At 58.8% G+C, this 14,157-nt stretch carries 15 protein-coding genes; 3 read left to right on the top strand and 12 right to left on the bottom strand.

Annotated features, from left to right (window positions below; all coding sequences use genetic code 11):
- Positions 1-112 precede the first annotated feature (112 nt).
- Both ABDB81_RS28845 and ABDB81_RS28840 read right to left on the bottom strand, forming a co-directional pair.
- Positions 113-313, bottom strand: a complete 201-nt coding sequence (locus ABDB81_RS28845) for a hypothetical protein (protein WP_346814233.1) — start codon at positions 311-313, stop codon at positions 113-115.
- Positions 314-485: 172 nt separating this feature from the next.
- Complete coding sequence (locus ABDB81_RS28840) at positions 486-1,355, bottom strand: hypothetical protein (RefSeq protein WP_160473330.1); 870 nt, start codon at positions 1,353-1,355, stop codon at positions 486-488.
- 393 nt (positions 1,356-1,748) lie between these two features.
- Between ABDB81_RS28840 and ABDB81_RS28835 the strand changes: the two genes are divergently transcribed.
- The gene (locus ABDB81_RS28835; RefSeq protein ID WP_346814235.1) at positions 1,749-2,639 is read left to right on the top strand and encodes a cyclase family protein; all 891 of its coding nucleotides are present in this window, start codon (positions 1,749-1,751) and stop codon (positions 2,637-2,639) included.
- Between the two features lie 96 nt (positions 2,640-2,735).
- On the opposite strand, the gene ABDB81_RS28830 is transcribed toward ABDB81_RS28835, so the two are convergent.
- Positions 2,736-3,206, bottom strand: coding sequence for a MarR family winged helix-turn-helix transcriptional regulator (locus ABDB81_RS28830; protein WP_137927795.1), 471 nt, complete (start codon positions 3,204-3,206; stop codon positions 2,736-2,738).
- Positions 3,207-3,432: 226 nt separating this feature from the next.
- On the opposite strand from ABDB81_RS28830, the gene ABDB81_RS28825 reads away from it, so the two are divergent.
- On the top strand, positions 3,433-4,764 hold the full coding sequence (locus ABDB81_RS28825) for an MATE family efflux transporter (protein WP_137927794.1): 1,332 nt from the start codon (positions 3,433-3,435) through the stop codon (positions 4,762-4,764).
- Positions 4,765-4,811: 47 nt separating this feature from the next.
- Here the strand turns inward: ABDB81_RS28825 and ABDB81_RS28820 are convergent, their stop codons facing one another.
- From ABDB81_RS28820 to ABDB81_RS28780, 9 genes are all read right to left on the bottom strand, one after another.
- Positions 4,812-5,951 (bottom strand): major royal jelly family protein, encoded by a 1,140-nt coding sequence (locus tag ABDB81_RS28820; protein WP_249359685.1) that lies wholly within the window; start codon positions 5,949-5,951, stop codon positions 4,812-4,814.
- Positions 5,952-6,036: 85 nt separating this feature from the next.
- The gene (fdhE, locus tag ABDB81_RS28815) at positions 6,037-6,912 is read right to left on the bottom strand and encodes a formate dehydrogenase accessory protein FdhE (RefSeq protein WP_346814232.1); all 876 of its coding nucleotides are present in this window, start codon (positions 6,910-6,912) and stop codon (positions 6,037-6,039) included.
- Positions 6,909-7,565, bottom strand: a complete 657-nt coding sequence (locus ABDB81_RS28810; RefSeq protein ID WP_137927788.1) for a formate dehydrogenase subunit gamma — start codon at positions 7,563-7,565, stop codon at positions 6,909-6,911. The genes fdhE and ABDB81_RS28810 overlap by 4 nt, the downstream gene beginning before the upstream one ends.
- Before the next feature lie 15 nt (positions 7,566-7,580).
- The gene (gene fdxH / locus ABDB81_RS28805) at positions 7,581-8,456 is read right to left on the bottom strand and encodes a formate dehydrogenase subunit beta (RefSeq protein ID WP_137927787.1); all 876 of its coding nucleotides are present in this window, start codon (positions 8,454-8,456) and stop codon (positions 7,581-7,583) included.
- An 11-nt stretch (positions 8,457-8,467) separates the two neighbouring features.
- Positions 8,468-11,521, bottom strand: coding sequence for a formate dehydrogenase-N subunit alpha (gene fdnG, locus ABDB81_RS28800; RefSeq protein ID WP_160473334.1), 3,054 nt, complete (start codon positions 11,519-11,521; stop codon positions 8,468-8,470).
- 75 nt (positions 11,522-11,596) lie between these two features.
- Entirely contained in the window at positions 11,597-12,175 is a 579-nt protein-coding gene (gene rclC / locus ABDB81_RS28795; protein ID WP_346814231.1) for a reactive chlorine resistance membrane protein RclC, read from the bottom strand.
- A 61-nt stretch (positions 12,176-12,236) separates the two neighbouring features.
- Positions 12,237-12,524 carry an antibiotic biosynthesis monooxygenase family protein gene (locus tag ABDB81_RS28790; RefSeq protein WP_346814230.1) on the bottom strand — a complete coding sequence of 96 codons (288 nt, stop codon included), beginning with the start codon at positions 12,522-12,524 and terminating at the stop codon, positions 12,237-12,239.
- Between the two features lie 132 nt (positions 12,525-12,656).
- Complete coding sequence (locus ABDB81_RS28785; RefSeq protein ID WP_137927783.1) at positions 12,657-13,196, bottom strand: carboxymuconolactone decarboxylase family protein; 540 nt, start codon at positions 13,194-13,196, stop codon at positions 12,657-12,659.
- Between the two features lie 391 nt (positions 13,197-13,587).
- Positions 13,588-13,851, bottom strand: a complete 264-nt coding sequence (locus tag ABDB81_RS28780) for a DUF4148 domain-containing protein (RefSeq protein ID WP_137927782.1) — start codon at positions 13,849-13,851, stop codon at positions 13,588-13,590.
- Positions 13,852-14,010: 159 nt separating this feature from the next.
- Between ABDB81_RS28780 and ABDB81_RS28775 the strand changes: the two genes are divergently transcribed.
- Positions 14,011-14,139 (top strand): hypothetical protein, encoded by a 129-nt coding sequence (locus tag ABDB81_RS28775; RefSeq protein ID WP_255459375.1) that lies wholly within the window; start codon positions 14,011-14,013, stop codon positions 14,137-14,139.
- Positions 14,140-14,157 lie beyond the last annotated feature (18 nt).

The raw sequence follows: 14,157 nt of genomic DNA, 5'->3' as shown, positions 1-14,157 counted from the left end.
GTGGTACTCACCGTACTGTCGCAGGCAGTGTGGGTCGACGTGTTCGCCGCGACGCCACTGGTCGACGGCAGGAAACACAGGTGATTCCCGTCACTCCACCCGCCGCCGAGCTTTAAGCTCGTTCAATCATCCGCAGCACTGCGATGGCCAGAGCACCGTTCGCCTCGCCCATCAGATCGACGGCGTCGAAATGATGACCACCGTTCTGCAAGACGATCTCCACGTCAACACCGGCATCGGATAGCAGTTCTTGATATTCGTGCTGAAGGCGGTGGCATTCCGGGGATTCGTCCCCGCCGACGGTCAGGATCATCGGCAGTTTGACTAGCTCCCGAAGCCCACTGCGCCGACCGCTTTCGACCCCCACAACTGCTGATGGAGCAGTCCGTGCGAAGGGGTTGCCGCCTTGAAGCTCTACTACCATCACCTGTCTGGGGCGACGCGTCCAGCCTGCTCACCTCCGGGCGGAGGCGAGCAGGCGACGGTCAGGGCAACGTGATCTTGCGGATCGTGTTGCGGTTCAGTTCCGTCACGTACAGGTTGCGGGCGCTGTCCATGGCGAGCGAGATCGGGGCGGAAAACCGCGCCACCGAGCCGCTACCGTTTGCGGAGCCCGAGGTCGTGGACCCCGCAATGGTCGTGACGACACCCGCTGGCGTGATCTTGCGGATCGTGTTGCCGTTGCGGTCCGCTACGTAGAGGTTGTCTTCCGGGTCGATGACCAGCCCGTTCGGACCATCGAACTGCGCGGCCGTGCCCACGCCATCCACCACACCGGCCGCGCCCGAGCCGGCGAAAGTCGTCACGACGCCAGCCGTCGTGATTTTCCGGATCGTGTTGGTCGAGATGTCCACGACGAAGAGGTTGCCGAACGCATCCATCTGGATGTCGGACGGGGAGATGAAGCGCGCGGCGGCACCGGTGCCATCGACGTTGCCAAACGCGACGTTGCTGCCCGCCAGCGTCGTGACCACGCCTGCCAGCGTGATCTTGCGGATCACGTGGTTGTTGAATTCCGTGACATAGAGATTGCCGTCGGCATGGAGCACCGCACTCGTCGGACTCGTGAACAGTGCCGCAGTGCCCGTGCCGTCCGCATACCCCGGCGTTCCTGCCGCGGAGCCCGCCAACGTGGAGACGGTGGTGCCGTCGAACTTGCGGATGGAGTGGTTCCCGCTATCGACGATGTACATGTCGCCACCTGGGCCGAGCGTGACGGCGCTCGGATAGCGGAAGCGCGCGGTTGCGGCCGGACCATCCACCGTGCCCACCGTGTTGGTGCCAACCACGGTACTGACCACGCCTGCGGGCGTAATCATGCGGATCGAGCTGTTCTGCGAATCGACCACGAGCATGTTGCCTCAAGGTATGGGAGGAGTCGATTGCTCCATTCCCTAACGGCATGGGACGCGCACACTTGAGTTGTCAAAGGGAAGGGTGGTCCGTGCAGCGTGTGACTGGCAGGGCGTCGCCTTGCCGATCTTGACGTTCTCGCCCTGGGCGCCGGCAGGCTGGTGACTTGCTGCGCGCCCGCATTGTTGACTGCAATGCAAGTCATATTCGCAGCCTGGCGGCTTTTTCGTCGTGAGGGTCGAAGTCAGACTTAGGGCTCTGACCTGCGTGGTGCCCATTCGCGCAAGACCGTGCCTGAAAGCTGGTGCATGGAACGGCGCCACGCTCCAACGAGGACGATTTTCGTGAACAAAACACTCGCCAAAACTTTCCTGATCGGGACGCTGCCGCTATTCATGCATGCCGCGTCCGCAGCGGACTGGTATCCATCGCCTTATGGCGCGAGCGACGAAATTGGTGCGGCCAACCTGCTAACGCCGGACGTCGTCAGGCAGGCGGTCACGCTGGTGAAGACTGGCAAGACCTATCCGCTGGCCGTGCCGGTGGACAAGTCGCTCCCGGCCTACCGGCATCGCAGCTTCCAGCTCTACAACGTGCAAGTTGGACAGCAGGCTGGCCTGTCGCTTGGTCCGAACAAATTCACGTTCAACGACGAACTGGTCAATGCCTGGACCGGCGTCGGGACACAGCTCAACGGTATCGGTCATATCGGTATCGACAACGTGTACTACAACGGGAACCGGGCCGCCGATTTCGTCAGCGTGAATGGTGTCAGGAAGCTCGGTGTGGAGAAAGTGCCCCCACTGGTGACACGCGGTGTGGTACTCGACATGACCGCGCACTTTGGCCAAGCCATCGTTCCTGGCGGCACCGAGTTCTCGGTGAAGGATGTACAGGCCGTACTGAAAAAACAGGGCATTACGCTGCGCAAGGGCGACGTGGTGCTCTTCAATACCGGCTGGCTGGAACTGATCGGCAAGGACAACAACCAGTTCCTGGAAGTGGAGCCCGGCATTGGCATGGACGCCGCCAAATGGCTGGCTGACCAGGGCATCGTAGCCTTCGGGGGAGATACATGGGCTTCGGAGGTCTACCCGAGTCCGCACGGAAAGGAAGAGTTCCCGGTGAATCAGTACATGCTCGTCAAGCGTGGCATCTACAATCTGGAGTTGATCGACAGCCGGGCCCTGGTACGCGATCAGGCGTGGGAATTCCTGTTCGTCCTGGGGCAGCCACTCTATGTGGGATCCACGCAGGTCAACGTGAATCCGGTTGCCATTCGATAGACCATCCTTGGGTCAACGTCGCACGGCTGGAATCGACCTGTCGCGCCAAAGTGAGTAGGTGGAAAAATGCCTTGTCCGCTGGCGCCTCGGAGGCGTTCATCTAGATACTGATGCCGCAGTGAAAGCGTCGAAAAATTCGTCTGAGTAGATCTCGGCCAGTGCAAGCCGTAGTGCCGCGGCTCGCTCGGCTCCGTACACTGCTTCGAAGCGATCCTGTGCCTGGCGCCAGAGTCGATTCGACTCGGCTAACTTAGCCTTTCCCTCTTGAGTGAGTTCGACTCTCCTGCTTCTGCCGTCCTTAGTGTCTCGCACTTGAACCAGGTAGCCATCCCGCTCGAGCGGTTGGATATTCCGCGCCAACGCCGAGCGATCAAGCACCATGGCCTGTGCCAACTCGGTCATTGTTGGCATCTGTCCTCGTGCGATGTGAACCAGTATGGACCGCTGTGAGACGGTCAACCCACATGGTGCCAGGGCGGCGTCATAGAGCTGCGTGATACGGCGCGTCGCCTTGCGCAAGGCAGATCCATTGCAGATCAATGGGTCTTTTGCTATCGAAGTGGGCATTCTGGATTCGGCCAAGTCTCAAATTTCCTCAATCAAAGCAGGGGAGCGATCGTTTCGGATCGTAGTGTAGTGCATCTTGACCAATGCGTGCATATGCAAGTAAAGTTGGTTGCTTGCATATGCACGTAATTTGTTGCTGGATGACCCGCCTTATGGCGAAAGGCCAAACGAGATGACTACCTCTGGATCGGCGACGATGGGCGCCTCCAATCCACGCCTGCGATTGATGCTGGAGGCGCCCATCGTTCCAACGGTTCTTCGCATGAGCGTGCCAAACATGCTCATGATGCTGGCCCAGGCATCGACGGGGTTGATCGAGACATGGTTCCTGGCGAAACTCGGTACGGACGTACTGGCCGGTGTCGCCGTTGTCATACCTGTACTCATGCTCATGGGAAACATGTCACAAGGAGCAATGGGTGGCGGGATATCTGCAGCGGTAGCGCGCGCACTTGGAGCCGGTAATCAGTCGTTGGCAAATCAGATTCCTCGGCACGCCCTCGCCATCAACATCCTTATTGGCGTTGCTTTCTCCGCGTTGCTCCTGACGTTTCAGCGGCCACTCTTTTCGCTTCTTGGCGCAAAGGGTGCGGCACTGGATGCGGCTTGCACTTACGGTCATGTGCTATTCGCAGGCCTTCCGCTAATGTGGGCGATGAACGCACTTGCCAGTGTGGTTCGGGGCACGGGCAACATGTCATTTCCCGGGATGGTGATCTGTGGAGGTGCCGTCGCCCTGGTGCCACTTTCTCCTTGCCTGATTTTTGGTTGGGGCCCGATTCCCCCTTTGGGAATTGCCGGTGGCGCATGGGCTTTGGTGATGTATTACGCAGCAGGCACTGCGATACTAGCCTGGTTCTGTTTGTCGGGACGTTCCGCCGCGCGGCTTGCGCCAGGCGCATTGCATTGGGCACCCATGCGCAGCATTTTGACCGTTGGCGCACTCGCATGTATCAATCCGGTACTTACCAATGCGCTGATAGCGGTGACCACCGCTCAAGTTGGTGGGCATGGCGGCACCGCGGCGCTGGCAGGCTACGCAACGGGAGCCAGGCTGGAGTACCTGCTGATTCCAATCGCGTTCGGCTTTGGAGCGCCGATGGTCGCGCTCGTGGGCGCCAACATCGGCGCAGGTCAGATCGACCGCGCGCGGCGTATTGCACTTAGCGGTGGATTCATGGCTTTCGCATTGGCCGAACTGGTGGGTCTTGTTGCGGCCCTTTGGCCCACCGCGTGGCTGGGTCTTTTTGGAGCCGACAAGCATTTGCTGGAAGCGGGCGTCGCCTACTTGCATATGGTGGGTCCGTTCTATGGCTTCTTCGCCCTTGGCTTCTCGCTCTACTTTGCATCTCAAGGTGCAGGTCGACTCAAGTGGCCGTTGGTGGCCGGAGCGCTGCGCCTCAGTTTGTTCGCCGGTGTCGGCGGCCTTGCATTGTCTCTGGGTGCAACCTTGCAACAGTACTTTGCCTTTGGCGCCCTTGCGATGCTCGTCTACGGTAGTTTCATTCTGTGGGCGGTGGCCCGCGGAAATTGGGGCCACGGGCGTGCTGGGAACTAAAAAAAGCCCCCCGTTTTCTAGGGGGGCGTTCCTCCGGTACTGCCGTTTCACTTCAGGCCGGAAGGAAGATTGATTTTGAAAAGCTCTACCGGATAACGGATCGTTGACTGACCATGATTAAAGGGCGCTGCGCCATCGATTTGTGGTACGGGCAAGTAAATGTGTCCCTTGCCATCGAGAAACGGGGCATCAACCCAGCGCAGGCGATGGTCACGCAATAGCATGGATACGGTGCCATCCGGTGCGCGCCGCATCAGGGAGTTGTCGGCCAAGGGGGTGTAATACAGGCTTCCATCTGCGCCCATGGCAGTGCCACCTACCGGCGGGTTGTCGAACCATGTGCTGACGTGCTTCGCCAGCGTATTGTCGTCGAGCGTTTCATCGTCCAGGTAGCGTGTTTCTATCTGGGACAGTGGACCTGACAGTGGGCCGAAGTAGAAGGTACGGCCATCCGGGCTAACTTCGAGCGGGTCGGCATTGACTCTCAGCGGACGATCATCGGTGCCAGTCAATACCTTGCCATTCACGACGATCGTGTCGCGCGCACGGGCGCGAGCGAAGGGCATGTCGTCGAAGCGACGCTGCACCTTGCCATCGTCCAGGTTCAGCACGAGAACCGCACCTTCTCCTGCATCGGTGATGTACGCGTGACGCCCGTTGATGCGAATATCGTCGATGTAGGTGTGGGCGCGAATCACATCCTTGGGAAAGGTGTAGACGCGTACCACAGTATCGGTGCGGGGATCGATGTGTACGATTTTCGGGCCACCAGCGACCGGTGTACCGCCAAAATCTGGCGAGCCCGTATCCACGATCCACAAGTCGCCGCGCGCGTCAGCGTGAATGGCGTTCACGCTGACGAATGCGCGTGTCGCATCATTGCCGGCCTTCCATCTGTTCCATCCAGCGTCTGGATACGGTGTCAGTGAACCGTTCTCCTCCGCGATTGCCACCGCAGGGCCAGTGTTTCCGGTCCACAGCGGTGAGCTGACGATGAACCGGCCGCGTGCGTCGACCACCACGGCGTTCCAGGGCATTTGAGTATTCTTCCGCATGGCTACGACCTCATCGGCTTGCACTGCCGACGCGGCGGTAGAGGCGAACGCTGTATTGGCGGTGGATGACATAGCACTGAGTATCGCAATGGCCATCAAGGTCAAAGGTTGTTTCTTGAAGAGGTGCAGCACGTTGTTCTCCAACAGGGAATGAATAGATGGCATGCGGGCGCATGCCTCGACGCAGCGTTACGGAGTCGTAGACCGGCTTCAACGATCAGGGACAGTCGGCTGGGAATGCGAATGGATTGATTCCAGTACGCAGGAAACCCATTCTTTCCGCCTCGTAATCGAGGTGGAGCGACGCCAGGTCATCTGCAACCGGATCAGCGCGCGCATCGAAGTCCGCGAAGCAAACCTTGAGGTATCCGTGACAATCCCCGCAGGTCTCCAGCTTGACCACCGCACGAGCCTCGTCTACTGACCAATACTCCACTTCATCGTCGCCACCGCAGCAACTGCACACCGCACGTACCAGATGCCATCGCGTCTCACAGAGTGGGCAGTGCAGATAGCGCAAGCCGCCGCGCTTGCCACCAGGGACGATGCTGGCCGAAGGCGCACTTCCGCACGTTGGGCAGTCGAAACGCGTCTGCACTGGTACCTGAAGATCGTGCCGGGACGGCATGTGTGCTGCAACATGCGACCACTGCAGAGATAACGCAGCCCAAAGGAAGACAGACTCACGCTGCCCCACGCTTCCGAATCGACCCTGCAGTAACGACTGCGCTTGATGCACCAGCCTCGCTGGCTCGTTCATTCCGGCAGGCGCCGCGGCAGGCATCGCCTGCACCAGCCTCGTCAATGCTTCCTGCCAGCAAGGTTGTGCGAGCAGCTCGTAGGTCGATAGTGCATCGGCGCGTGTCATGCCTGGCGCCGCGTTCGCGTGCGGCAAAGTCGCGAAAATTTCCTGCTGCGCCGTACAGACTTTCGCTGCGAACTCCAGGTAGGCCGCCTCGGGATGGTCAACGGCAAGTTCACGCAGTCTTTTGGCCCGTTTGCCATAGAGAGACAGGGGGTCGGGCCATATCACATGCTCGATCCGCAAAGCTGCCGAGCGCTCATCTGCCGGAACGATATCGATGGTGGTCATTGATGTTTTTTCCGGGAGTCCTGCGCGGCCTGCTTTAGTCTCACTTCCTCGTACCAACGATCATGGTGTTGTCTCGCCCATGCGCGACTCACATAACCGGTGAGCATCGAGGCGATGGAGCCGCGTACCCAGATAGCCAGGTGAATATGTCCCACGATGAGCAAGATGAGTCCAACACCTGCCAGTGCATGCCCAAGCAACGCGAGACGGACGACGGGAATGGGGAAGAGCGTAGCGAAGTAGGCTCGCCAGATCACGATCCCCGTCAGGAGAAGCATGCAGATCAGGGCCATGATCAGCCAGAACAGCACCTTCTGACCCGCGTTGTACTTGCCGATTCGCAGCGGCTTGTCATGCCGGTTTCTGAGTACATCTCCTGCATGGTGAAACCAGATCCGATCTGTTGCGACGAACAGATTGTGCTTCGCAAAGCGGATGAACATGAACGCCAGCAACAGGAATACTGCGACGCCAAAGAATGGGTGCAAGACGCGCGCAAGCTGCGGTGTTCCCAGCACAGAACTCAGCCATGACAGGCTGGGAAAGAACCAGGAAAGGCCCGAGCAAGCTGCCTCGAAAAAGCAGAACGCGAGTACCCAATGGCAGGCGCGCTCGATGAACCCCGTGCGAAGAATCTTGTTTGCAGTTTTCATGAAGGAACCCCTCGTTCAATCTTCGTCGCCTTCGGTCGTGGTGTTCGGTCCTACACCTACGTAGTGCAGAAACGAGCCCGCGAGTGTCGCGACAAAAGCCGCCGCAGCGAGCGGCTTCATCAGCCCCTTCCAGCCACGCACGACAGCACTGATGCGGGGATCCTTTGGCAGGCCACGATAGAGCTGAGGTCGGTCCGCATGGTGCAGGACGTACATGACGTGGGTGCCGCCCACACCGGCCGGATCGTAGATCCCCGCGTGTTCATAGCCGCGCGTATTGAGCTCCGCCACGCGCTTGCTGGCCTGTTCGGTCATTTCTTCCTTGGTGCCGAACGAGATGGCACCGGTGGGGCAGGATTTCACGCACGCCGGCTCTTGCCCCACTGCCACGCGATCCGAGCACAGCGTGCATTTGTACGCACGGTTGTCCTCCTTGCTGATGCGGGGGACGTCGAAAGGGCAACCGGCCACGCAGTAGCCGCACCCAATGCAATGTTCGGACTGAAAATCCACGATGCCGTTGGCGTACTGGATGATCGCGCCTGGGCTCGGACATGCTTTCAGACACCCCGGGTCCTCGCAATGCATGCAGCCGTCCTTGCGGATCAGCCACTCGAGCTTGCCGGATTCGTTCTCATACTCGTCAAAACGCATGAGCGTCCAGGTCTTGGGCGACAGATCGCGGGGATTGTCATAGACGCCGACATTCGTACCCACCTCGTCACGCAGATCGTTCCACTCGGAGCAGGCAACCTGGCATGCCTTGCAGCCGATACAAATGGAGACGTCAATGAGTTTTGCCACTTCCAGTTGGTGGTCCCGCACGCGCGGTGCAGGCGTGGCGGAGTGGGTCGCAGAACGACGGATGATGTCTTGTGGTTGAATCGACATGAACGCCGCTCCTAGATCTTCTCGATGTTGACGAGAAATGCCTTGTACTCGGGGGTCTGTGTATTGGCGTCGCCAACAGCGGGGCTCAGGGCATTCGCGAGGTATCCCTTTTTCGTGGCACCCTCGAACCCCCAGACGCATGGCACACCGATGGTGTCCAGCGGTTCGCCCATGACCTCCAGTGTGCGGATTCGCTTGGTGACCACAGCGCGAGCCTTGATGTATCCGCGATGGGAGGACACCTTGACCATGTCTCCGGCAACAATGCCCTTGCGCTGTGCAAGCTGTTCGCCGACTTCAACGAACTGCTCGGGCTGCAGGATCGCGTTCAACCGCGAGTGCTTGGTCCAGTGCCGGAATAGCTCGGTGATACCGTAGGTAGTGGCCACGTAGGGAAACTGGCGGCGATCGCCCATACGTGCCGAGTCGTTAGGCAAGACACGTGTGGACGGATTCTGCTTGACCGTCGGATGCAATGGATTTGCAGCGATCGGGCTCTCGACGGGTTCGTAGTGTTCCGGGAACGGGCCTTCCACCAGGCTGCCTCCGGAGAACAGTCGCCCTACACCTTCTGCCAGCATGATGAACGGACCGGCAGCGCTTCCCGGTGGCACGGTCACCGGGAAATCGGGCTCGTCAAAGCCTGTCCAGCGCTGACCATTCCATTCGATCAGCTTGCGCCTGGGATCCCAGGGCTTTCCATCGAGATCCAGTGACGCACGGTTGTACAGCACGCGCCGATTCTGCGGCCAGGCCCAGGCCCATCCCGGCGTGCAACCGAGTCCGGACGGGTCGGAGTTGTCGCGGCGAGCCATTTGATTCCCGCTCTGTGTCCAGGACCCCGCGAAGATCCAGTTAAGGCTGGCGGTTGTGCCGTCATCGCGCAGAAGAGAGTAGTCGGATAGCAGTTCGCCCTTGCGCGCCAGGCGTCTTCCACTTGCATCGTGGAGATCTGCCAGCGCATAACCATTTGTCTCTCGCGCGATCTCTTCTGGCGTCGGATCCTCGGGGACTATGTAGTTCCACGACATGTTCAGTACGGGATCGGGATTTGCGCCGCCTTCCTTTTCGTACAGTTCGCGCAGCTTCGTGAACAAGCCTCCTATGATCGCGGCGTCCTGCTTGGCTTCATGCGGTGGATTGGCGCCTGCCCAGTGCCACTGAAGCCAACGGGCGGAATTGACGATGGAGCCGTTCTCCTCTGCAAAACAGGATGACGGGAGACGGAAAACCTCGGTCTGAATCCGCGATGAATCTACGTCATGTTGCTCGCCATGATTCTTCCAGAAGGTCGACGTTTCGGTGCCAAGCGGGTCGATGACGACCAGAAACTTGAGACGCGAAAGTGCCTGCTGGATCTTGTTCTTGTCTGGCAATGCGGCCAGGGGATTGAATCCCTGGACGATGTAGCCATTAACCTTCCCTTCGTACATCATGTCTGTGTACGCGAGCACGTCGTAGCTCTTGTCCCATTTGGGCAGCCAGTCAAAACCCCAATTATTGGCGCGTGTGGCCTTGTCTCCCCAAAAGGTCTTCATCAGGCTGACGAAATACGCCGGTGTATTTCGGAACCCATTGACCTGATCGGGAATCAGCTCGCGCGGTGTGCTTTGCGCGAGATACTGGTCGAGCGTGGTTTGCTTTTCGGATGGCAAATCCATGTAGCCAGGCAGCCTCAGCGATAGCAGCCCGAGGTCCGTGTAACCCTGGATATTCGAGTGGCCCCGGAGCGCATTGACGCCGCCGCCCGGCATGCCGATATTGCCGAGTAGCAACTGGATGATTGCCGCACCACGGATGATCTGCGAGCCGGATGAGTGTTGGGTCCAGCCCAGCGCATACAGGAAGGTCGCGGTCTTGTCCCGCGCGCTGGTTTCGGCCAACACCTCGCAGATGTGGCGGAAGTCGTCCAGCGTCACGCCGCAAAGGCGCGACACCAGGTCTGGCGTGTAGCGCGAGACGTGCTGACGTAGCAGGTTGATGACGCAGCGCGGATGCTGCAGCGTGGGATCCTTGCGCGCATGTCCCTGCGCATCGAGTTCATAATTCCAGCTCGAGCGATCGTAGGTACGCTGGCCGGGATCGTATCCGCTGAACAGGCCATCGTCGAACGCGTAGTCGTCGCGCACGATCAAGCTGGCATTGGTGTACGTCTTGACGTACTCATGCTGGATTTTGTCGTGCTGCAACAGGTAATTGACCACACCCATCAGGAACGCGATGTCCGAGCCGGCGCGAATCGGGGTGTAGAAATCGGCGACAGATGCGCTGCGATTGAAGCGGGGATCGATGACGATGACCTTGGCCCCATTCCTGATCTTGGCCTCGATCACCCATTTGAAACCAACTGGATGGGCCTCGGCGGGATTTCCGCCCATGATGATGACAACGTTGGCGTTCCGGATATCCACCCAGTTGTTCGTCATCGAACCTCGGCCAAACGATGGTCCGAGCGCCGCCGGGGTTGGGGAGTGACAGACCCGAGCCTGGCTGTCCATGCCGAGGATTCCCAGGGCACGCGTAAACTTCTGATCCAGTACACCCGTCTCGTTGCTCGCTGCCGAAGAGCAAAGCATCCCAGTGGTCAGCCAGCGATTGACGAGGACGCCTGCGTCGTTGCGTTCGACGAAGTGCGTGTCCCGATCATCCTTCATGAGCCGGGCAATGCGCGCGAAGGCGTCGTCCCAACTGATGCGTTGCCACGCGTTCGACCCGGGCGCCCGATACTCGGGATACTTCAGCCGGCTATCGCTATGGATGAAGTCCAGGAGGCCAGCGCCCTTGGGGCAGAGGGAACCTCGGCTGACCGGATGATCGGGATCGCCCTCGATATGAAAGATGCTCGCCTTCGCATTCTTTGCACCGTCGCCGAGGCTATACATCAACAGGCCGCAGCCCACGGAACAGTAGGTGCAGTTGTTGCGAGTCTCCCTGGCGCGAAGCAGCTTGTATTGTCTGGACTGCACCGCGTAAGCCGTGGAGGGAGTGAAACCCAGCGCCAGTGCAGTTGCCCCTGCCGCCCCCGCACCACACAGCTTCATGAACTGCCTTCTTCCGGGATTCAAAACCAACTCCTTGAGCAATGGATGTTGCCTGGCTCGAAACGAAATAGGTGTGTCGATCGGATTTGGATGTAATCGCTATCGCGATTGTTGGTGATGTCGCTGCAATACTTGTCGTGCGGAATCCGCAATCATGACGACCGCACCCGCCAGCATCAGCACATCTTTCAGAACCAGTCGCCCACCTCCGGACAGGTATGGGAAACCATAGTTCGCATCCCCCAGGTTGGCGACCCAGGCTTCGGGCGTGGTGATGAGGAAGGAAAGTGTGACGATCGGTGTCAGGAACGCGAGAATCGATCCAATCAGGCCGATCGTGGGTGAGAACAAGTAGGAGAGGACCAGCAGGCCAATGATGATTTCCACCGTACCAAGCCCATTGGAAAACGCATACGTGTGGTTGGCAACCTGCCATGCGCGCTGCACAAGATCGAGTTGGCCTTCATGCGTCAGATGGGCGTGGTAGGCCTCGGGATGCGCATAGAAGAAGGACAGGAATGGGCTGTTCGCGACGAACGGCGTAATGCTGTCCGCTTCGTACGGCACGAACTTCAGTGCGCCAATCCACAGGAAGATGATGGCTACACCGATGCGAATCATCGGAATCCCGATGTGGTCGAGCCGACTGGCAACGACAAGCAAATCGCGGAATTTCATTTCAGGGGTTCCTTATTGAAGATGTGCGAATCAGTTCGGTTGACGATGCTCGTCGCCGAGCTCACGCCATGGGCGTGAGTCTGCTGATACTCAGCTTTGCGATACCGGCAAGAGCACTTGCCAGTTGTGTAAACGCTGGCGACTTCGTGTGCGCCTCAAGGTCAGACTCACTGTGCCAACGTTCCACCATGACGTAGCTGCGTTCATTGACGATATCGGCTAGCAGCTCGTAACGCTCGCATCCGGGCTCTTGCCGCACGAGTGGCACCGCTGTCATGAGAGCGTCGCGCACTGCGGCTTCGGCGCCTGGATTGGCGGTGATGGTGGCGATGATTGCGATGGGTTTCATTTGAGGTATCGCTTTCGCGTCGAATGCAGGTCTTCCGTGTGTCGCCACAACATTAGATCTGTCAGCTCACAAGTTAAAGCGCCTGCATCCGAACTGAGTGTTTGGTGGAGATTGACAATGCAATTTGCAGAGTCACGTCACCGAAGGAAAATCCAGAATCGTGTCGTTGACGCGATTGAAGATGTTGGTGGTCAGGATGGCGGTGACAGCGAAGATGGCTTCCGTCACTTGCGTATCGCTATATCCTGCTTGGCGGACCTTATCCAGGGTGGCCTGCGGGACCGTTCCCGATGTGCGTACCAGCGTCAGCACGAATTTGACGAGAGCATCGATCTTTGCATCGGCGCTCAGGCCGCCGGCGCGCAGCTCGCGCATCTGATCTGCCGTGTAGCCCGCCATCTTGCCCGATAACGTATGGGCAGCGAGGCAATAGTCGCAGCCGCTGTTTTCGCTAATGGCCAGGTTGATCGCCTCCAGTTCCTTTGCCGACAGTGCGCCGCTCGATTTCAGGGCCGCGTTGGCAGCCAGCAATGACTGGAGCGCGACCGGCGATTGCGATCCGATGCTCGCGTACGCATTCGGCACCTTCCCAAGGCCGCGCTTGATGCTGGTAAAGAGCTCTGCTGTCAGGCCAGTAGCGGTCGCGACATCGATCGTGGACATGCGAGTCATTTTTTATTCCTTTTATAGATGATTTTCACTATTCGTCGAAGTTGCTGTTGAAGAATCCAGTCGGATTGATCGGATCACCGTCGATCATTTGCAACTGCTACAACCATAACGGCAACAAGGTTGCGTCAGAAGCGTGTTCGGCAAACATAGCTTTCGGCCAAGCGTGACAATTCCTCACGGCGTACCAACTTTTCGTTGATAGACTTTTTAATTCAAGGCCGTGATGAAGGGCGAAGACGTGCGAGGACTGGGGACGAACGGCAACCGCCATTGCCCACCATTTCGATGGCAACGACGGTCGAAACGCGTTTCGAAGCGATGCAACTGCAACCACCACTATTCATCCATGTAGCGATGAGGTATGTGGCTAGCAAAACGTCGCGCTTATTCGTTACTGCTTGCGGGTTCCGGACGCGGGTGCCGATGCTGGCCTGCTCGTTGCCGCCGCGCGGGATTCAGCCTCCTGCAGATCTGCGGGATACGTGCTGCTATCGCGATGGGGGTCAAAGCCCGCGGCCTCGATTTGTACAAGTTCCTTTTTCACTTGCTCGCGGGTGACCACGTCCGTTGCTTTTTGACTTTGAGCATTGGCGACCGAGGCGGCAGTCACGGAGATACCGAGGATCAGGCTGCTAACGATAAGTTTAGTTTTCATGGATGCTCTCCTGTTGTGTTGGAGAGACAAAGATAAGTCCTCAATGCCGGAAGCAAATAGGGCCTTAATCCGAAAACAACGTCCAAGGAAAGTGTCTGGACGTCTGTATGGAAGTTCGATAGAGGTGCTGATGGTGCGGTTGCGAACGGGGAATCAGAGATGCTGCAGGGACTCTCGACGCTTTTGCTGTTGCAATGCATCGAAGAGGCGCTGGCGACGATCGCTCACGTTCCCATACCCGGACCGTTGATCGGCATGCTACTGCTGCGCGTCTGGCTATTGGTATGAATGGCGTCCTGACAGCAA

Source organism: Cupriavidus sp. DL-D2 (assembly GCF_039710735.1).
Classification (GTDB): domain Bacteria; phylum Pseudomonadota; class Gammaproteobacteria; order Burkholderiales; family Burkholderiaceae; genus Cupriavidus.
Note: the sequence above shows the minus strand (reverse complement) of the source record. Positions and strands in the feature narration are given on the sequence as shown.